This window comes from Aeromicrobium phoceense (genome assembly GCF_013868155.1).
Classification (GTDB): Bacteria; Actinomycetota; Actinomycetes; order Propionibacteriales; family Nocardioidaceae; genus Aeromicrobium; species Aeromicrobium phoceense.
This window is the reverse complement of record NZ_JACEOG010000001.1, coordinates 1,033,472-1,052,005: the sequence shown is the minus strand read 5'-3', so window position 1 is coordinate 1,052,005 and position 18,534 is coordinate 1,033,472. Positions and strand designations below refer to the sequence as shown.

20 protein-coding genes are annotated in these 18,534 nt (G+C 72.0%); 5 read left to right on the top strand and 15 right to left on the bottom strand.

Going from position 1 to position 18,534, the window contains the following annotated elements:
- Positions 1–84: 84 nt before the first annotated feature.
- The 12 genes from H1W00_RS04975 to dacB all read right to left on the bottom strand — a co-directional run bounded on the left by H1W00_RS04975 (position 85) and on the right by dacB (position 12,484).
- Positions 85–573 (bottom strand): DUF3180 family protein, encoded by a 489-nt coding sequence (locus H1W00_RS04975; protein ID WP_181754202.1) that lies wholly within the window; start codon positions 571–573, stop codon positions 85–87.
- 7 nt (positions 574–580) lie between these two features.
- Complete coding sequence (gene folK, locus H1W00_RS04970; RefSeq protein WP_181754200.1) at positions 581–1,144, bottom strand: 2-amino-4-hydroxy-6-hydroxymethyldihydropteridine diphosphokinase; 564 nt, start codon at positions 1,142–1,144, stop codon at positions 581–583.
- Positions 1,141–1,515: a dihydroneopterin aldolase gene (folB, locus tag H1W00_RS04965; RefSeq protein WP_338072826.1), complete on the bottom strand. Its 375-nt coding sequence runs from the start codon at positions 1,513–1,515 to the stop codon at positions 1,141–1,143. The genes folK and folB overlap by 4 nt, the downstream gene beginning before the upstream one ends.
- Complete coding sequence (locus H1W00_RS04960; protein WP_181754196.1) at positions 1,512–1,919, bottom strand: nuclear transport factor 2 family protein; 408 nt, start codon at positions 1,917–1,919, stop codon at positions 1,512–1,514. Before H1W00_RS04960 ends, folB begins: the two co-directional genes overlap by 4 nt.
- Positions 1,912–2,763: a dihydropteroate synthase gene (folP, locus tag H1W00_RS04955; protein WP_241732820.1), complete on the bottom strand. Its 852-nt coding sequence runs from the start codon at positions 2,761–2,763 to the stop codon at positions 1,912–1,914. The genes H1W00_RS04960 and folP overlap by 8 nt, the downstream gene beginning before the upstream one ends.
- Before the next feature lie 13 nt (positions 2,764–2,776).
- On the bottom strand, positions 2,777–3,340 hold the full coding sequence (folE, locus tag H1W00_RS04950) for a GTP cyclohydrolase I FolE (protein ID WP_181754195.1): 564 nt from the start codon (positions 3,338–3,340) through the stop codon (positions 2,777–2,779).
- 8 nt (positions 3,341–3,348) lie between these two features.
- Positions 3,349–5,367: an ATP-dependent zinc metalloprotease FtsH gene (ftsH, locus tag H1W00_RS04945; RefSeq protein ID WP_181754193.1), complete on the bottom strand. Its 2,019-nt coding sequence runs from the start codon at positions 5,365–5,367 to the stop codon at positions 3,349–3,351.
- Positions 5,368–5,421: 54 nt separating this feature from the next.
- Entirely contained in the window at positions 5,422–5,976 is a 555-nt protein-coding gene (hpt, locus tag H1W00_RS04940; protein ID WP_286930255.1) for a hypoxanthine phosphoribosyltransferase, read from the bottom strand.
- A 93-nt stretch (positions 5,977–6,069) separates the two neighbouring features.
- Positions 6,070–7,011 (bottom strand): tRNA lysidine(34) synthetase TilS, encoded by a 942-nt coding sequence (gene tilS, locus H1W00_RS04935; RefSeq protein WP_181754189.1) that lies wholly within the window; start codon positions 7,009–7,011, stop codon positions 6,070–6,072.
- Positions 7,012–7,307: 296 nt separating this feature from the next.
- Positions 7,308–8,348, bottom strand: coding sequence for a zinc-dependent metalloprotease (locus H1W00_RS04930; RefSeq protein ID WP_181754182.1), 1,041 nt, complete (start codon positions 8,346–8,348; stop codon positions 7,308–7,310).
- A gap of 123 nt (positions 8,349–8,471) precedes the next feature.
- Complete coding sequence (locus H1W00_RS04925; RefSeq protein WP_181754180.1) at positions 8,472–11,003, bottom strand: DUF3516 domain-containing protein; 2,532 nt, start codon at positions 11,001–11,003, stop codon at positions 8,472–8,474.
- Between the two features lie 143 nt (positions 11,004–11,146).
- Positions 11,147–12,484: a D-alanyl-D-alanine carboxypeptidase/D-alanyl-D-alanine endopeptidase gene (dacB, locus tag H1W00_RS04920; protein ID WP_181754178.1), complete on the bottom strand. Its 1,338-nt coding sequence runs from the start codon at positions 12,482–12,484 to the stop codon at positions 11,147–11,149.
- 94 nt (positions 12,485–12,578) lie between these two features.
- Between dacB and H1W00_RS04915 the strand changes: the two genes are divergently transcribed.
- The gene (locus H1W00_RS04915; RefSeq protein WP_181754176.1) at positions 12,579–13,073 is read left to right on the top strand and encodes an inorganic diphosphatase; all 495 of its coding nucleotides are present in this window, start codon (positions 12,579–12,581) and stop codon (positions 13,071–13,073) included.
- Here H1W00_RS04915 and H1W00_RS04910 read toward each other — a convergent pair.
- Complete coding sequence (locus tag H1W00_RS04910; RefSeq protein ID WP_231948696.1) at positions 13,067–13,681, bottom strand: TetR/AcrR family transcriptional regulator; 615 nt, start codon at positions 13,679–13,681, stop codon at positions 13,067–13,069. The two genes, H1W00_RS04915 and H1W00_RS04910, sit on opposite strands and share 7 nt — an antisense overlap.
- Positions 13,682–13,775: 94 nt before the next feature.
- On the opposite strand from H1W00_RS04910, the gene H1W00_RS04905 reads away from it, so the two are divergent.
- The 4 genes from H1W00_RS04905 to H1W00_RS04890 are packed head-to-tail and all read left to right on the top strand — an operon-like array spanning position 13,776 to position 16,951.
- The gene (locus H1W00_RS04905) at positions 13,776–14,600 is read left to right on the top strand and encodes an SCO6745 family protein (RefSeq protein WP_181754174.1); all 825 of its coding nucleotides are present in this window, start codon (positions 13,776–13,778) and stop codon (positions 14,598–14,600) included.
- Entirely contained in the window at positions 14,557–15,576 is a 1,020-nt protein-coding gene (gene cobT, locus H1W00_RS04900; protein ID WP_181754172.1) for a nicotinate-nucleotide--dimethylbenzimidazole phosphoribosyltransferase, read from the top strand. The genes H1W00_RS04905 and cobT overlap by 44 nt, the downstream gene beginning before the upstream one ends.
- Complete coding sequence (locus H1W00_RS04895; protein WP_181754170.1) at positions 15,573–16,352, top strand: adenosylcobinamide-GDP ribazoletransferase; 780 nt, start codon at positions 15,573–15,575, stop codon at positions 16,350–16,352. Before cobT ends, H1W00_RS04895 begins: the two co-directional genes overlap by 4 nt.
- Complete coding sequence (locus H1W00_RS04890; protein WP_181754168.1) at positions 16,349–16,951, top strand: DNA-3-methyladenine glycosylase I; 603 nt, start codon at positions 16,349–16,351, stop codon at positions 16,949–16,951. The genes H1W00_RS04895 and H1W00_RS04890 overlap by 4 nt, the downstream gene beginning before the upstream one ends.
- Positions 16,952–16,965: 14 nt before the next feature.
- On the opposite strand, the gene cobU is transcribed toward H1W00_RS04890, so the two are convergent.
- Positions 16,966–17,496: a bifunctional adenosylcobinamide kinase/adenosylcobinamide-phosphate guanylyltransferase gene (gene cobU / locus H1W00_RS04885; protein ID WP_181754166.1), complete on the bottom strand. Its 531-nt coding sequence runs from the start codon at positions 17,494–17,496 to the stop codon at positions 16,966–16,968.
- 34 nt (positions 17,497–17,530) lie between these two features.
- Positions 17,531–18,532, bottom strand: coding sequence for a sugar phosphate isomerase/epimerase family protein (locus H1W00_RS04880; protein WP_181754164.1), 1,002 nt, complete (start codon positions 18,530–18,532; stop codon positions 17,531–17,533).
- Between the last annotated feature and the right edge of the window lie 2 nt (positions 18,533–18,534).

Here is an 18,534-nt window from a genome sequence, read left to right as displayed (position 1 = left end):
GAAATCCCCTTCCCGTCCCTGACCTCCACCATGGCAGACCTCAGCGACGCCCACCAGAGTGGGCGGCGGGTCTGTGGACAGACTTCAGGCGGGGGCGGGGCCGGCCTCGGAGGTGGTCTCCTCGTCGTCGTCCGACGGGAGCCGGCAGGTCCACTCGAGGACGAGCGCGGCGATCAGCAGAAGCAGGGCCGCGGCGGCGGCGGCGCCGGCGCGCCAGAACCTCAGCTCACCCAGCTCGGTGGACGAGCCAAGGTAGGCCAGCGCGTAGCCCGCGTAGCCGCCGGTGAAGACGCCCCCGACGAGCACGGCGGCCTTGGCCAGCGCCAGCAGGCGGATCGCGTGGTCGGCGGTGAAGCGGCGCTGGCGCCGGTGCAGGTTCTGCCAGGTGCCCCACGCGAGGGCCCCGACGGCGATGGCGCCGCACAGCAGCACGATCGCGGCGGCCCAGCCGGGAACCGGCGGGGAGGTGCCGTCGAGCCGCACCGTGAGGGGCGGCAACAGGCGACCGGCGACGAGACCCGACGCGATGAGCACCGCGACGTAGAGGGGCGAGCTGCGCCGGGCCTTCCTCATCGGACGATCACAGAATGATCTCGACGTCCTCGCGCTTGGTGACGCCCGAGGTGTCGACGCCCGACACGAGGTCGGCCACGAAGCCGTGGCCGGGAATCTCGCCCTCGGGATCGATCTCGAGCCACGGCACGAGCACGAAGCCCCGCTCGTGGGCGCGCGGGTGCGGCAGGGTGAGCGAGTCGTCGTTGGCGACGCGGTCGCCGACCACGATGATGTCGACGTCGAGCGTGCGGGGGGCACCCGGCTCGCTGCGCTCGCGCTCGAAGGCGTCCTCGATCGCGAGGGCGCGGTCGAGCAGCGTGTGCACCGTCAGCGTGGTGTCGATGAGGACGACCGCGTTGAGGAAGGACCCCGAGCCCTCGGGGGTGCCGACCGGCTCGGTCTCGTAGACCGAGGAGATCGCGACGACCGTGACCTCGGGTGTGTCCTCCAGCGCGGAGACGGCGCCCTGCAGGCGGCCGGCACGATCGCCGAGATTCGAGCCGATCGACAGGACGGCCTGGCGGATGGGTCGCATTCCCCCGGTCATCGTGTCGGCGTCGAGCTCGTAGGGCGTGGGTGCTTCGGTCACAGCTTGCTCCGCTCCATCGTCACGGTGACATCGGTGAACGCCACCTCGATCGGCGCCTCGGGCTTGTGCACCGTCACGCTGACCCAGCGGACGGGCTCATGGCCCAGACACACGTTCACTATACGGAGGGCCAACGTCTCGATGAGATCCACGGGGTCCCCCGTGATGATCGCGTGGACCTCCTCCGCGAGTTCGCCGTAGTGCACGGTCTGCGTCAGATCGCCCGAGACGGCGGCAGGCTCGAGGTCGACCGACAGCACGAGGTCGACGACGAACGTCTGACCATCCCTGCGCTCGTGGTCGAAAACGCCATGGTGGCCCACCGCGGAGAGCCCTCGGAGCTCGATCCGGTCCCCCAGGTTGTGGCTCACGCATCCTCCGGTTCGATCAGGGACGAGGCGTGCCTCGCGAAGAATCGCCATTGTCCCGCATCGCGGACCAAGATGCTCGTGGCGACCGCGCGACCGCCGTTGAACGACTCCACCGACCCTGCGTCGGACAGGATGTTCTCGGTGCACACGACGATCGCCGTGGTCGGGTCGGTGGCGGGCAGCAGGGTGACCTCGACGTCGGTCAGGAAGAACTGGATGTAGCCGACGCCGGCCATCAGCACGGTCCACGACCGCAGGATCGGACCCGTCCCGTTCAGCGGCGGAGCGCCCGGGTGCACGCAGGTGGTGGCGACGTCGTCGACCCACAGCGACGCCATGAGGTCGACGTCGCCGGTCTCGATCGCGTCGTAGAACGCGCGGTGGGCGGCCAGGACGTCAGCCACGGGCGGCCTCCGAGCGCAGGCGGGCCGCGACGCGCACGGCGTCGGCGCTGGGCCGGGGGTCGTGGACGCGCACGCCCCACGCCCCCGCCATCGCCGAGAGGGTGCTGATGGCCGCGGTCGCGTCCTCGCGGCCGTCGACCGGGCGCGGGCCCACGGAGTCGGCCAGCAGGGCGCCGAGGAAGCCCTTGCGGCTGGCGGCGACGAGCAGCGGTCGGCCGAGGTCGGTGAAGCGCTCGAGGTGCGCGAGCAGGGTCCAGTTCTGGTCGCCGGTCTTGCTGAAGCCCAGGCCGGGATCGAGGATGACCCGCTCCGGGTCGACGCCCGCCTCGCACACGGCCGCGTACTGGCTGCGGAGCTCGGAGACCACGTCCTCGACGACGTCGTCGTAGTCGGTGTGCTGCTGCATCCGGTCCGAGTGCGCGCGCCAGTGCATCACGACGAACGGGACGCCGGCACGGGCGACGAGCGGCACCATCTGCGGGTCGGCACGGCCGCCCGACACGTCGTTGACGATCGCCGCGCCCGCCTCGATCGACTGCTCGGCCGTCTCGGACCACATCGTGTCGACGGAGACGACGACGCCCGCGTCGGCCAGCCGGCGCACCACCGGGACGACGCGGCGCAGCTCCTCCTCGCGGTCGACAGGTAGCGCACCCGGACGGGTGGACTCGCCGCCGACGTCGACGAGGTCGGCACCGCGCCGCACCAGGTCGAGTCCGTGCTCGGCGGCCGCACCGGGGTCGAACCAGCGACCTCCGTCGGAGAAGGAGTCGGGCGTGACGTTGACGACCCCCATCACGACGCACCGGTCCTCGGGGAGTCCGGGGATCGGTGGGGTCGTCATGCGCGCTCCTGCCTCACCTGCTGATGAGGTTCATCGCCTCGGCGCGGGTGGCTGGGTCGAGCAGCTGGCCGCGCACGGCGCTGGTGATGGTGCGGGCGCCGGCCTTGGCGACGCCGCGCATCGTCATGCACAGGTGCTCGGCCTCGATGACGACGATGACGCCCTCGGGCTCCAGGACCTCCACGATCGACTCGGCGATCTGCGTGGTGAGGCGCTCCTGCACCTGCAGCCGCCGGGCGTAGACGTCGACGAGGCGGGCGAGCTTGGACAGGCCGGTGACATGGCCGTGCTCACCCGGGATGTAGCCCACGTGGGCGACGCCGAAGAACGGCACCATGTGGTGCTCGCACATGCTCCACAGCTCGATGTCGCGCACCAGGACCAGCTCGCGGTGCCCCACCTCGAAGACGGCGGAGAGCACCTCCTTGGCGTCCTGGTCGTACCCGCGCAGCAGCTCGGTGTAGGAACGGGCGACGCGCGCGGGGGTGTCCTCGAGTCCGTCGCGCTCGGGGTCCTCACCGATGGCTGCGAGCAGTTCGCGGACGGCCGCCTCGGCACGGGGTAGGTCGACGGACACGGCGCTCCTCAGATGGTGGGTGACTCGCCCGGCTGGGGCTCGTCGACAGGAGGTGCGTCGGGGCCGGTGTCCGGTCCGACGACGATACCGTCCTCGCGATCGTCACGGCTGGAGCCGTTGCGATGCGGCACGACGATGGGCGGCTGCGACGACGGGAGGCGCGTGTCCGAGCCGGTCCACGCGGGACGGATCTCGCGCCGGTTCAGGGCCTCGAAGATGCGGGCGACCTCGGCCTTGTCGAGGGTCTCCTTCTCCATCAGCTCGCGCACGAGGCTGTCGAGCACCTCGCGGTTGTCCACGAGGATGTCGAACGCCTCCTGGTGGGCCTGCGCGATGAGCGAGGAGATCTCGTCGTCGATCGTCGCGGCGATGTCCTCGGAGTAGTTCCGCGAGTGGCCGATGTCGCGGCCCAGGAACGGCTGGCCGTTGTCCTCGCCGAACCGCACCGCACCGATGCGCTCGCTCATGCCGTACTGCGTGACCATCGCGCGGGCCAGGCTGGTGGCCTTCTCGATGTCGTTGCCGGCACCCGTGGTGGGGTCGTGGAAGACCAGCTCCTCGGCGGCGCGGCCACCGAGCATGTAGGCCAGCTTGTCGAGCAGCTCGGCGCGCGTCTGGCTGTACTTGTCCTCGTCGGGCAGCACCATCGTGTAGCCGAGGGCACGGCCGCGCGGCAGGATCGTGATCTTGTGCACGGGGTCGCTCTGCGGCAGCGCCGCGGCCACCAGGGCGTGGCCGCCCTCGTGGTAGGCGGTGACGAGGCGCTCGTGCTCGTTCATGAGGCGCGAGCGCTTCTGCGGGCCGGAGATGACGCGGTCGATCGCCTCGTCCAGCGCCTCGTTGTCGATCGTCGTGGCGGCACCGCGCGCGGTGAGCAGCGCAGCCTCGTTCAGGACGTTGGCCAGGTCGGCGCCGCTGAAGCCGGGGGTGCGGCGCGCGACGGCCTCGAGGTCGACACCGGGCGCGATGGGCTTGCCCCGGGCGTGCACCTTGAGGATCTGGGTGCGGCCCGCCAGATCGGGGGCCTCCACCGCGATCTGGCGGTCGAAGCGACCCGGACGCAGCAGCGCGGGGTCGAGCACGTCAGGACGGTTCGTCGCGGCGATCAGGATGACCCCGCCGCGCACGTCGAAGCCGTCCATCTCGACGAGCAGCTGGTTGAGGGTCTGCTCGCGCTCGTCGTGGCCGCCGCCCATGCCGGTGCCGCGGTGACGGCCGACGGCGTCGATCTCGTCGATGAAGACGATCGCGGGGGCGTTGTCCTTCGCCTGCTCGAACAGGTCGCGAACGCGGCTGGCGCCGACACCGACGAACATCTCGACGAAGTCCGAGCCGGAGATCGAGTAGAACGGCACGCCCGCCTCGCCGGCGACGGCGCGGGCAAGCAGGGTCTTGCCGGTGCCGGGCGGCCCGTAGAGCAGCACGCCCTTGGGGATCTTCGCGCCGACGGCCTGGAACTTCGCGGGCTCCTGCAGGAACTCCTTGATCTCGCCGAGCTCCTCGATCGCCTCGTCACAGCCGGCGACGTCGGCGAAGGTGGTCTGCGGCGTGTCCTTGGTCATCAGCTTCGCCTTGGACTTGGCGAACTGCATGACTCGGCCGCCGCCGCCCTGCATCGAGTTCATCAGCCACAGGAAGATCAGGATGAAGATGACGAACGGCAGGAAGCTCAGCAGCACCGAGAGGAACGTGTTCTTCGGCGGGATCTTGACGTTGTAGGCGTTCATCTGGTCGTCGTCGACCAGCTTCTGCGCCTGGGTGACGAGCTGGGACCCCTGGTCCTGGCCGAGCCACGTGGCCTTGACCTTCTTCTCGTCGTCGCCCTTGAGGGTCGCGCGGACCTCCTGGTCGCCGTCGACGAAGGTGACGTCCTTGATCTTGGCGTCGTTGAAGTAGCCCACCATCGTGGCGGTCTTGACCTCGCGGTACCCGTCGGCCGAGCCGGAGAACGACAGCACGCCGATGACCACGCCCGCGATCAGGATGATCCACAGCCACGGTCCCTTGAACACGCTCTTGATGCTCATGCCGCCTCGTCGTTCATGCAGGTGGTGTTCCGTTCGATGCTCACAGCCGCGTACTCAGGAGTACATGTGCTTGGCCAGTGTGCCGATGCTGCGCAAATTGCGGTACTTCTCGTCGTAGTCGAGTCCGTAGCCGATCACGAAGGCGTTCGGGATGTCGAAGCCGACGTACTTGACGTCGACGGGCATCTCGAGGGCCTCGGGCTTGCGCAGCAGCGTGGCGATCTCGACCGAGGCCGGGCCGCGCGACTTCAGGTTGGCGACCAGCCAGGACAGGGTCAGGCCGGTGTCGATGATGTCCTCGACGATCAGCACGTGACGGCCGTCGAGGTCGGTGTCGAGGTCCTTGAGGATGCGGACGACGCCGGAGGACTTGGTGCCGGCGTAGGACGACACGGCCATCCAGTCGATCTCGACGTGGCGGTTCAGCTCGCGGGAGAGGTCGGCCATCACCATGACCGCGCCCTTGAGGACGCCGACGAGCAGTACGTCGCGGCCCTCGTAGTCGGCCTCGATCTGGCGGGCCATCTCGGCCAGCCGGGCCTTGATCTGCTCCTCGGTGAAGAGCGTCTGGGTCAGGTCGAGGTCGGCTTCGACGTGCGAGGTGTCCACGACGCCCAGCGTGCCACAAGCGGCGGAATCGGTCTCAGCCGGTGGCGAGGTCGCACGATGAGGCATTCGGGTGCCGCAGCGGGGCGGAATGCCTCATCGTTCGTCGCGGAACCGGACCCCGGCGCCCTCGCGGACGGCGACGACATGACCGGGGAGCTCGATCCGTGTGCCGCCGCGGGCGTTCAGCAGCCCGTCGAGGGCGAGGGTGTGGGCGTGCGACAGCTCGCCCGGCGCCGCGCCGGCGGCCACCGCCAGACGGCGCCACACCCGCAGGCGCAGGGCGCGATCGAGGTCGCCGAACGACTCGACGTCGTCGATCTCGCCCTTCGTCGGCGTCTCGTTGGAGGCCATGGCGTCGAGGAGGTCGGCGTCCGCGCGCACCAGGTCGGCGGTGCGCCCCAGCGCCTCGGCCACGCCCCCGCCGAGCACGTCCTCCAGCAGCGGCAGCAGCTCGCGCCGCACGCGGACACGGCGGTAGGAGGAGTCGTCGTTGTGCGGGTCCTCCCACCACTCGAGGTCGTGCAGCGCGCAGATCCGCTCGGTCTCGGAGCGTCGCAGGGTGAGGAAGGGCCGGTGCAGTCGGCCGCTCACCGAACGCATCCCGTCGATCGCGCGGGGACCCGAGCCGCGCGCCAGGCCCAGCAGGACCGTCTCGGCCTGGTCGTCGAGGGTGTGCGCAAGCAGCAGGCCGCCGCGGCCGGCCTCGCGGTGCAGCGCGCGGTAGCGGGCGACGCGCGCGGCGTCCTCCGGTCCGGTGCCGAGGTCACCGACCTCCACGGTGCTGACCGAGGCGGGCAGGCCGAGCGACGCGCACTGCTCGGCGGCGCGGGCGGCGACCTCCGCCGAGCCCTGCTGGAGGCCGTGGTCGACGACCACCGCGCGCGCCTCGACGCCGCGGCGGCGCACGAAGAAGGCGACGACCGCGGCCAGGGCCAGGGAGTCGGCACCGCCGGAGACCGCGACGACCGCTCCGGGGGCCAGGTGGGGCTCGACGAGGTTCCGCGCCCGCGCGACGAGCGGGTCGAGCCGGGTCACGCGTGGGCCACCCTGATCTCGATACGCGGGCTCGTCCCTCGCCCTGCTACTCGATCACCGAGGAGCGCGCAGCGGTCGACGCGACGCGAGCCCGTCCCTCGGTCACCGAGCAGAGCGCAGGGGTCGACGCGACGCGAGCTCGTTCCTCGATCTCCGAGCGGAGCGCAGGGGTCGACGCGACGCGAGCTCGTTCGTCGCCCTGCTGCTCGGTCGCCGGGCCGGTGGTCGAGTAGTACGCGAGCGCAGCGAGCGACGTATCGAGACCACGTCGACGGGCGGCCGGACACGTCCGCGCCTCAGCCGTGGACGCGGGCGACCCAGGACTTCGGGTCGACGATCTCGGCGCGCGTGGGCAGGTGCTCGGGGGCGGCCCAGACGGCGTCGAAGCCGTCCTTGCCGACCTGGTCGGTGACGGTGCGGACGAAGGTGGCGCCCTCGCTGTACTGGCGCATCTTGGCCTCGTAGCCGAGCAGCCGGCGGAAGACCTTCGACAGCGTCGAGCCGGAGGCCCGGCGCTTGGTGAACTTGCGACGGATCTCGGCGACGCTCGGCACGATCTCGGGGCCGATGTCGTCCATCACGACGTCCGCGTGGCCCTCGAGCAGCGACATCAGTCCGGTGAGCCGGTCGACCACCTCGCGCTGCTGCTCGTTCTGGAACAGGTCCGACAGGGACTTGTCCGAGTCGCCGCGGACGATGCGCACCAGCTCGGGCAGCGCTTCGGAGAGCAGGTCGGTCACCGCTCCCCCGCCGACGTCGGTGACATCCATCAGCTGGTCGACCTGGCTCAGCATGTGGCCGCGCATCCACGGCACCGCGGTGAACTGCGCGCGGTGCGTCTCCTCGTGCAGGCACACCCAGCGCCGGAAGTCGGTGGGGTCGACGTTGAGCTCGCGCTCGACGTGCACGATGTTCGGCGCGACCAGCAGCAGGCGCCCGGGTCCGTGGCCGCCCTCGGCGAACGGGTCGAACTGGCCCAGCACCTTCCCACCGAGGAACGCCACGATCGCGCCCAGCTCGACGCCGGTGACGCGCCCGCCGACGGCCTTGGGCAGGCCCGTGGGCAGCTTGCCCTCGGCGGCGAGCTTCTCGTTGAACGGGGTCATCAGGACCTCGAACGCGGCGAGATTGGCATCGGCCCAGCGCGGACGGTCGACCACCAGGACGGGCGTCGGGTAGGCGGGAACGAGGCCGGTGAACTCCCGGACCGGCCCCTCGGCGATCGCCGAGGCCTCGCGCAGCTCGGCGACGACCTCCTCGACCTCCGCCGCGCTGAGGTCGGGCCCGGGCTTCATGAGCCGCCGGGCCGTGGAGCTGGCGACCTTCCAGTCGATCATGGCGTCCAACCTACGTCGCCCGGCCTCACCCCACGGCCGACTTCTGTGACGCCGTTCGGTCCGCGTCGGCGATCCGCACCGAATGACGTCACAAAAGTCGCGGGCCGCGGGCCGGGGCGGCGGTCAGCGCGGACCGATGTCGAGGACGCGGACCACCGGCTCGCCCTCGGCGTCGGAGGCGTCGAGGTCGACCTCGGCGCTGATGCCCCAGTCGCGATCGCCCTCGGGGTCGTCGAACACCTGCCGGACCTGCCAGACGCGGCGCGTCTCGTCCTCGACCATGAACAGCTGCGGGCCGCGGGCCTGGGCGCCGCTGCCCAGTTCGCTGTACTCCTCGCGGTAGCCGGCGATCGCCTCGCGCCACGCCAGCGCGTCCCACCCGGAGGCCGCGTCGAGCTCGCCGAGCGCGTCCCACCGGCCGAACGCGGCCAGCTCGACCCGGCGGAACATCGCGTTGCGCACCAGCACACGGAAGGCCCGGGCGTTCGCGGTGAGCGGGCGCGGCGTCTCGGCGCCGGTGGCCTGCGGGCGCACGTCGGCCGGGTCCTCGCCGGGCGCGATCAGCTGCTCCCACTCGTCGAGCAGGCTGGAGTCGGTCTGGCGCACCAGCTCGCCCAGCCACTCGGTGAGGTCGGTCAGCTCGTCGTTGCGCACCGCCGTGGGCACCGTGCGCACGAGCGTCTTGTAGACGTCGGAGAGGTAGCGCAGGACGAGCCCCTCGGACCGGGCCAGGCGGTACTCGGCGATGACCTCGGAGAACGTCATGGCCCGCTCCCACATCTCGCGCACGACCGACTTCGGCCGCAGCTCGTGGTCGGCCACCCACGGGTGACCGTTGCGGTACATCTCGTAGGCGGCGTTCAGCAGGTCCTCGAGCGGCTTGGGGTGCTCGACGTCCTCGAGCAGCTCCATCCGCTCGTCGTACTCGATGCCGTCCATCTTCATCTCTGCGACCGCCTCGCCGCGGGCCCGGAATCGCTGGGCGCTGATGATCGGTCGCGGGTCGTCGAGCGTGGACTCCACGACCGACACGACGTCGAGGGCGTAGGTGGGCGACTCGCGGTCGAGCAGGTCGAAGGCCGCGACCGCGAACGGCGACAACGGCTGGTTCAGCGCGAAGTTCGCCTGCAGGTCGACGGTCAGGCGCAGGGTGCGGCCCTGGGCGTCCGGCGGGTCGAGCCGCTCGACGACCTCACCGGCCAGCAGCGCCTCGACGATGTTCTCGACCTCGGCCAGCAGGCGCTCCTGCGACTCCTCGGTCTCGCCGCTCTCGCGGATCAGGTGCTCCAGCGCCGCGCGCGCGTCGCCGGGCCGGGTGATGACGTCGAGCACCATCGCGTGACTGACCTTCATCCGCGAGACCAGCGGCTCGGGCGTGCCGTTCACGAGTCGCTCGAACGTGCCGTGCCCCCAGGAGACGAAGCCCTCGGGCGGCTTCTTGCGCTGGATGCGCTTGAGCTTCTTCGGGTCGTCTCCGGCCTTGCGCACGAGCCGGGCGTTCTCGATCTCGTGCTCGGGCGCCTCGACGACGACGTGCCCCACGGTGTCGAACCCGGCGCGGCCCGCGCGCCCGGCGATCTGCTGGAACTCGCGCACCTGGAGATGGCGCTGGCGGGTGCCGTCGTACTTCGACAGGCCGCTGAAGAGCACGGTGCGGATCGGCACGTTGATGCCGACGCCGAGCGTGTCGGTGCCGCACACCACCTTGAGCAGCCCCTGCTGCGTGAGGGTCTCGACGAGGCGGCGGTACCGCGGCAGCATGCCGGCGTGGTGGACGCCGATGCCCATGCGGATCAGACGCGAGAGGGTCTTGCCGAAGGCCGAGGTGAAGCGGAAGTCGCCCAGCGCGTCGGCGATCGCGTCGCGCTCGGCGCGGGTGGCGACCTTGGCGCTGGTCAGGGCCTGCGCGCGCTCCAGCGCGGCCGCCTGCGAGAAGTGCACGACGTAGACCGGCGTCTGGTGCGTCTCGACGAGCTGCTCCAGCGTCTCGTGCACCGGCGTGGTGACGTACTCGCTGACCAGCGGCACCGGACGCTCGACCGACGTGACCGCCACGGTCTCGCGGCCCGTGCGCCGGGCGAGGTCGGACTCGAGGCGCGTCGTGTCGCCGAGCGTGGCCGACATGAGCAGGAACTGGGCGCGCGGCAGCTCGATCAGCGGCACCTGCCAGGCCCAGCCGCGGTCGGGGTCGGCGTAGAAGTGGAACTCGTCCATCACGACCAGGCCGATGTCGGCCGCGGCGCCCTCGCGCAGCGCCATGTTCGCCAGGATCTCGGCCGTCGCGGCGATGATCGGCGCGTCGGCGTTCACGGCGGCGTCGCCGGTGACCATGCCGACGTTGTCGGCGCCGAAGACCTCGCACAGGTCGAAGAACTTCTCGCTGACGAGCGCCTTGATCGGCGCGGTGTAGACACTGCACTCACCGCGCGCGAGCGCCGCCCCCATCGCCGCCGTGGCGACGAGGCTCTTGCCCGAGCCGGTGGGCGTGGCCAGCACGACGTTGGACCCGGCGACCATCTCGAGGATCGCCTCGTCCTGCGCGGGGTACGGCGTCAGGCCGCGGTCCTGGATCCAGTCGAGGATGGCCTCGTGCACCGCGTCGACGTCGTCGGTGGTGCCGGCGGGGAGCCGGTCGACGAGACGGGAGGAGGCCACCTGAGCAGCCTAGAGGTCACCTCGCAGGGTTGATCTCGATACGCCCCCGCAAGCGGGAGGTGCCCCTACGTCTCGCTTCGCTCCGCCCCGGTGGTCGAGTGGCACGCGAGCGCAGCGAGCGGCGTATCGAGACCAGAGGCGCGCTAGGCCCCGCAGGCGCAGGTGGCCATCGACGCGGCGACGCGGTCGAGCGCGGCCTGGGTGACGAAGGGGTTGACCTGCTCGGTGTCGTCGGCCATCACCGCGAAGGCCACGGGCCGGCCACCGTCGAGGGTGACGATGCCGGCCAAGGAGTGCACGCCGGTGAGGGTGCCGGTCTTCGCGCGCACGACGCCGCGCGCGTCGCTGCGGTCGTAGCGGTTCTCGAGGGTGCCGCTGAAGCCGCCCACCGGCAGGCCGCTCAGTGTCGAGGACAGGCGCGGCCGGGCCGACGCCTGGACCATCGTCTCGGCGAGCGTGGTGGCGGAGATCCGGTTCTTGCGCGAGAGCCCGCTGCCGTCGTTCAGCACCAGTCCCTCGGTGCTGACGCCCGACCTGGCGAGGACCTCGGTGGCCACCTTCGCACCACCGGCGAAAGAGCCAGGCTGCCCTCCCCCGAGCGCGGCCTGGCGCAGCAGGACCTCGGCGACCTCGTTGTCGGAGTCGGCCAGGAACCGCTCGACGATCCGCGACAGCCGGGCGCTGCGGGCCTGCGCGACCTTCGTGGCCCCGGCGGGCGCCTCCACCCGGGCGGGCTCGCCTGCCACGTCGACGCGCCTGGCCCGGAGCAGCTCGGCGAAGCGACGGGCGGCGTCCGCGGCCGGCTCGGTGGAGCGTGCGGCGCCGACCCGCCCGCGGTCGATCCACAGCGGACTGACGGGCGCGACCACGCTGCCGACGTAGCCCTCCTCCCAGGCCGGGCTGACCGACGGCCCGGAGAACAGGGAGACGTCGTAGCCGAGCGTGACCCGCGCCCGACCGACCTTCGTCGCCGTGGCGGCGGCCAGCGTGGCGAGGTCGGCGCGCTCGACCGGCGAACCCTTCGTGCGGGTGTCGGTGAGGTAGGGGTCGCCGCCGCCGACCAGCACGAGTCGGTCGCCGTCGCGCACCACCGAGGTGGTGAAGGTGGCGTCGGGACCGAGGGTGTCGAGGGCCGCCACGGCGGTGAGCAGCTTCGTCGTGGAGGCGGGAATGTGCGTGCCGTCGCCCGACTCGGCCAGCACGGTGCCGTCGCGGGCGTCGAGGGCGACGAGGCTGGTGCGACCGCCGAGCGCGTCGGACGCCAGCGGATCCTTCACCGCGGCCGCGAGCGCGGCGGCGTCGACGGGCGCGGAGCCGACGCCGGTGGCCCGGTCGGACGCGGGCGACGCGGACGCCAGGCCGGTGGGGGCGGTGACGTACTCGGGTCCGCACGCGCCGTCGCACAGGATGGGGTTGAGGTCGCCGCGCACGTACAGCGCGCCGATCGCCGCGAGCGTCACCACCACGAGCAACGGCAGCATCCAGGCCGCATGCACTCTCTCCCCCCTGCGGGAGCCACGGGCCTTCACGTGCGTCAGACTATGTGACAGCCATCAACACCAAGCCGGAGGAACCGTGTTTTTCGACGTCACCGTGGAAATCCCCAAGGGCGAGCGCAACAAGTACGAGCTCGACCACAAGACCCACCGCATCCGGCTGGACCGCACCCTCTTCACGTCGATGCAGTACCCGGCGGACTACGGGTTCATCGACAACACCCTCGGCAACGACGGTGACCCGCTCGACGCGCTCGTCATCCTGCCCTTCCCGACGTTCCCCGGCTGCGTCATCGAGTGCCGCGCGATCGGCATGTTCAAGATGACCGACGAGGCCGGCGGCGACGACAAGATCCTCTGCGTGCCCGCGGGCGACCCGCGCCACGACCACACGCAGGACGTCGGCGACGTGTCCGACTTCGACCTGCGCGAGATCGAGCACTTCTTCACCAGCTACAAGGACCTCGAGCCCGGCAAGTCGGTCGAGGAAGGCTCCGAGTGGGTCGGCCGCGCCGAGGCCGAGGCCGAGATCCAGGCCAGCTTCGAGCGCTTCAAGGCCAACGGCGGCTACTGAGCCGCGGGGTCCCTCCGGGGCCTGACGAGACCGGCGAGCACGTCGCCGAACACGTCCATGTCGATCTTCGGGTCGAGCGCGCGCAGGCCGCCGAGTCCGGCGCCCACCGCGAGCAGGGCCGTGGCCACGTGCTCGACCGGGACCGTGGTCTCGAGCCCCGCGTCCTCGACCGTGGCCGAGATCAGCTGCGCGATCAGGCGGCGCACCTCGCGGTGACGCTTCACCAGCTCCGACGCCACCCAGGGGTTGTGCCGCGCGACGGCGGCGAACTCCACCTCGAGCGCCGTCCAACGGGGCTCGCCCAGGCCGGACCGCGACCACTCGACGAAGCTCTTCAGGCGCGTCTCGATCGACGTGTCCTCGGTGAACATCTCGTGCACGAGGCGGATCTTCTCGGCGTGGATCGTGTCGAGCGCCGCCATGCAGAGCTCTTCCTTGCCGGCGAAGTTCGAGTACACCGCGCCCTTGGAGAAGCCGGCCTCGACCGCCACCTTGTCCAGCGACGTGCCGGAGTACCCGACGTCCAGGAACATCTGGGTGGCCACCTCGACGAGGCGGTCACGCGTCTGCTGCTGACGCTCGGCACGGCTCACTCTGGTCTGCGTCACGGCGGGCTCCTTCCGGCTTCGCATACCGATGGTATCTGAATCCGGGAGACTGTCGTCCGGCAATCCCCCATTTGGACGCCGCTAGGGTCGGCCCATGACCTCACGAGCCCTCTGGTCGGCGATCGAGAACCTGCACGGCGGCGTCTACTTCGCCCCCGACTCGAAGGCCAGGTACGAGTCGGTCGGCCTCAAGGGCTACTGGATGGGGTACTTCGCCAGCCGGGCCGCCGCGCTCGGGACGCCCGGCCCCCGGCTCGTCGTCGCCACGTTCCACGGCTTCGCCCCGCGCCTCGTGGAGCGCGCGCTGCCCGACGCGTGGCGGATGGCCGACCGCGACCGCGTGCTCGAGCAGCGGTACGCCCTGGCTCGCGACCTCCTCGAGGGCGTCGCCGAGGGCGCGGCGGCCCTGGCGCCGCGGGTCCGATCCGTGCTGCAGGGCGTCGACTGGGCCGGCAAGCCGCTGGCCGCCGCCCACGCCGACCTGTCCGCCTCGGACGATCCGGTCGTCGACTTCTGGCAGTCCGTCACCGCCCTGCGCGAGTACCGGGGCGACTGCCACCTCGCCGTCCTCACGGCCGCGGGGCTCGGCGGCGCGGCGGCCAACGCCCTGGCCGTCGGCACCGGCTGGTCCTGGTTCTCCGACCAGCGCACGATGCGCGGCTGGACCGAGCAGGAGTGGGCCGAGGCGATCGCCGGACTCGTGACGCGCGGCTGGCTCGAGCCCGACGGCACCGCGACCGACACCGGCCGGGCCGCGCGCGCCCAGCTGGAGGACGCCACCGACCGCGTGGTGGCCGCGGGCCTCGACCGCGAGGCCGCTTCCCGCCTGGTGACCCTCGAGGCCGAGCTCGTCGATCTCGCGGGACAATGGGCAGATGATCACCCCGCCCTCGCAGGACGCTCTCTCCGCAGCTCGTGACCGCCTCGCCGCACTGGCGATTCCCGCCGGGGCCCTCGGGCGTCTCGGCGAGCTGGCGGTGTGGTGGTCGTCGGTCCGCGGCGAGGCCACCCCGGCAGCTCCCTCCAACGTGCGAGCCGTCGTCTTCGCGGGCGACCACGGTGTCGCGGCGCACGGCGTCTCGGCCTATCCGCCGGCCGTCACCGGCGCCATGGTGCGGGCCTTCGTCTCCGGCGTCGCGGGCGTGGCCGTCCTGGCCCGCCAGCACGACGTGCACCTGCGGGTCCAGGACCTCGGCGTCGACGGTGAGTTCCCCGACCTCGACCCCTCGATCAGCGCGTACAAGATCCGCCGGGGCACCGAGCCGCTGCACCTGACGGACGCGATGACCGCAGACGAGGCGCAGCGCGCCGTCGACGCGGGCGCGGCGATCGCCGCCGAGGAGATCGCGGCCGGCGCCGACCTGCTGATCGGCGGCGACATGGGCATCGGCGACACCACCACGGCGGCGGTCCTCACGGCCGCGGTCCTCGGTCTCCCGGCCGTCGACGTCGTCGGGCGCGGCACCGGCATCGACGACGCGGCGCTGCGGGTCAAGACCGACGTCATCGACACGGCCCTGCGTCGCGCGCAGGACCGCACGTCCGACCCGATCGACCTGCTGAGCGCGCTCGGCAGCCCCGACATCGCCGCCCAGGCCGGGTTCATCAGCGCCGCTGCGCAGGCGGGCGTCCCGGTCCTGCTCGACGGGGCGATCGCCACGGCCGCCGCGCTCGTCGCCGAGCGCCTCACGCCCGGCGTCGCCCCGTGGCTCGCCGCCGGTCACCGCTCCACCGAGGGCGCGCAGTGGCACGCACTGAAGGACCTCGGGCTCGAGCCGCTGCTCGACCTCGGCATGCGCCTCGGCGAGGGCTCGGGCGCGGTCGCCGCCGTGCCCCTCGTGCGGTCCGCGGCCCTGCTGCTGTCGGAGATGGCGCGGCTCGACGAGCTCCTGTGAGCCGATTCGGGGACGCGGTCCGGCTGTCCGTCGGGACGTTCAGCGCCGTTCCGGTGCCGGCTCCGCGACGGGTGGACCGCGCCACCGCCGGCGTCGCCGTCGCGATCGCGCCGCTGGCGGTCGTCCCGGTCGGTGTGCTGGTGGCCCTGGTCGCCTGGGGCGGGCAGGAGCTCGGGCTGTCCTCAGTTGTCGTCGGCGCGCTCGCGATCGGCCTCGGCGCGTGGGCGACCCGCGGGTTCCACCTGGACGGGCTGGCGGACACCGCCGACGCGCTCGCCTCCTCCTACGACCGCGACCGGGCGCTCACCGTCGCGCGGACGGGTGACGTGGGGCCCGCCGGCGCGGCCACCCTCGTGCTCGTCCTGCTGGTGCAGGCCGCCGCGGCGGGGACCCTGGCGACATGCTGGTCGTGGGGCCCCGTGGCCCTCGGGGGGCTGTGGTGCCTCGCGCGCGTCGCGGCCACCGTGGGCCTGCGGCGCGGCGTCCCCGCGGCCCGTCGCGACGGCATGGGCGCCACGTTCGCCGGCAGCATCGGACCCATCACGCTGGCCGTGGTCTGGCTGGCGGCAGCCGCCGTCGGCGCGGCGCTGACGGCGACGACCTCGGCCCCCGTGCTGCAGGGCGTGGCCGCGGTGGCCGTGGCACTCGTAGTGGTCGTCGCCCTGATCGCCCACGTCGTGCGCCGCCTCGGTGGCATCATCGGCGATGCGGTGGGCGCCTCGGTCGAGGTCGCCCTCGCTGTCCTCCTGATCGGCTTCTCGGCGGTGATCCCATGACGTTCCTCGGCCCCGACGGCGAGCCGCGCTGCGACTGGGCCGGCGGCGCCCCCGGCTTCGTGGAGTACCACGACGGCGAGTGGGGCTTCCCGGTCTCCGACGACGTCAGGCTGTTCGAGAAGTTCTGCCTCGAGGGTTTCCAGTCGGGCCTCTCGTGGCGCACGATCCTGGACAAGCGCGAGAACTTCCGCGCGGCGTTCGCAGGCTTCGAGCTCCAGGCCGTCGCTGCGTTCGACGAGTCCGACGTGCTCCGGATGCTCGCCGACGCGGGCATCGTGCGGCACCGCGGCAAGATCGAGGCGGCGATCAACAACGCCGGCCGCGCGCTGGAGCTGATCGAGTCGGAGGGCTCGCTCGCGGCGTTCGTGTGGCGTCACGAGCCCGATCCCGCCGAGATCCCCGAGCCCCAGTCGCTGACCACCTCGCCCACCGCGATCTCCCTGTCGAAGGACCTCAAGCGGCGCGGCTGGAAGTTCGTCGGCCCGACCACGGTGTTCTCGTTCATGCAGGCGATGGGCCTGGTCAACGACCACGCGCACGACTGCGTGGTCCGCGCCCGCGTCGCCGACGCCCGCGCGGCGTTCACGCCGCCCGCCTGAGGCACCGCTACCGATCAGAGCCGCAGGACGCGTCCCGAGACGACGAGCAGGACCTCGTCGCAGTCCATCGCGAAGCGCTGGTTGACCTTGCCGAGCAGGTCGCGGAACAACCGCCCGGAGCGGTGCTCGGGCACGACGCCCCAGCCCACCTCGTTGGTCACCACGACGACGTCCTCGGCGTGGGCCGTCATGGCCTGGACGGCGCGCTCGACCCGGAGCCAGAACTCGGGCTCCCAGTCGTCGAGCGTCTGGTCCCAGCCGTCGAGCTCGCTGATGAGGGCGGTGACCCACGTGCCGAGGCAGTCCACGATCACCGTCCCGTCGGCCATCGCGATGGCGCGCTCCAGGTCGGCGGTCTCGACCGTCTTCCAGTGCTCGGGGCGCCGCCCGCGATGGGCCTCGACGCGCGCCGCCCAGTCGGGGTCGAACTCGGGATCGGGGGCCGGACCGGGAGCGATGTACGTGACGTCGGTGGCCGCGACGAGCATCGACTCGGCATGGAACGACTTGCCCGACCGCACGCCTCCGGTGATGAGGGTCCTCACGCTCGAAGCCTAGTCCCGCGCCGGTCGGTGCCGGTCAGCCTTGGTCGAACACGGAGTCGAAGGAGGCGGTGGGCAGGTCGAAGTCGAACCGCTTGAGGAATTCGAGCGCCTCGGGCGCGCCCCGGAGCCGGTCCATCCCGGCGTCCTCCCACTCCACGGAGATCGGCCCGTCGTAGCCGATGCGCGCGAGCGCACGGAACGCGTCCTCCCAGGGCACGTCACCGCGACCGGTGGAGACGAAGTCCCAGCCGCGACGCTGGTCGCCCCACGGCAGGTGCGACGAGAGGATGCCGTTGCGGCCGCCGCCCATCCGCATGCGGGTGTCCTTGCAGTCCACGTGGTAGATCCGGTCGGCGAAGTCGCTGATGAACGCGACCGGGTCGAGGCCCTGCCACAGCATGTGGCTGGGGTCCCAGTTGATGCCGAACGCCTCGCGGTGGCCGATCGCCTCGAGCGTGCGCACGGTCGACCAGTGGTCGTAGGCGATCTCGGAGGGGTGCACCTCGTGCGCGAACCGGACGCCGCACTCGTCGAAGACGTCGAGGATCGGGTGCCAGCGGTCGGCGAAGTCCTGGTAGCCGGCCTCGATGCGCTCGGCGGGAACGGGCGGGAACATCGCCACGTACTGCCAGATCGACGAGCCGGTGAAGCCCACCACGACGTCGATGCCCATCCGCTGAGCGAGGCGCGCGGTGTGCTGCATCTCCTCGGCGGCGCGGCGGCGCACGCCCTCGGGCTCCCCGTCGCCCCACACCCGCGGCCCGACGATGGACCGGTGGCGGTCGTCGATCGGGTCGTCGCACACGGCTTGGCCCTTGAGGTGGTTCGAGATCGCCCAGCAGCCGAGGCCGTGCCGGCGCAGGATCTCCAGCCGTCCCTCGACGTAGTCGTCGTCGTCCCAGCGCCACGCGTCGAGGTGCTCGCCGGACACGGCGATCTCGAGGCCGTCGTAGCCCCAGCCGGCCGCCAGCTCGGCGACCTCCTCGAGCGTCAGGTCGGCCCACTGGCCCGTGAAGAGCGTGAAGCGCTTGCCCATGG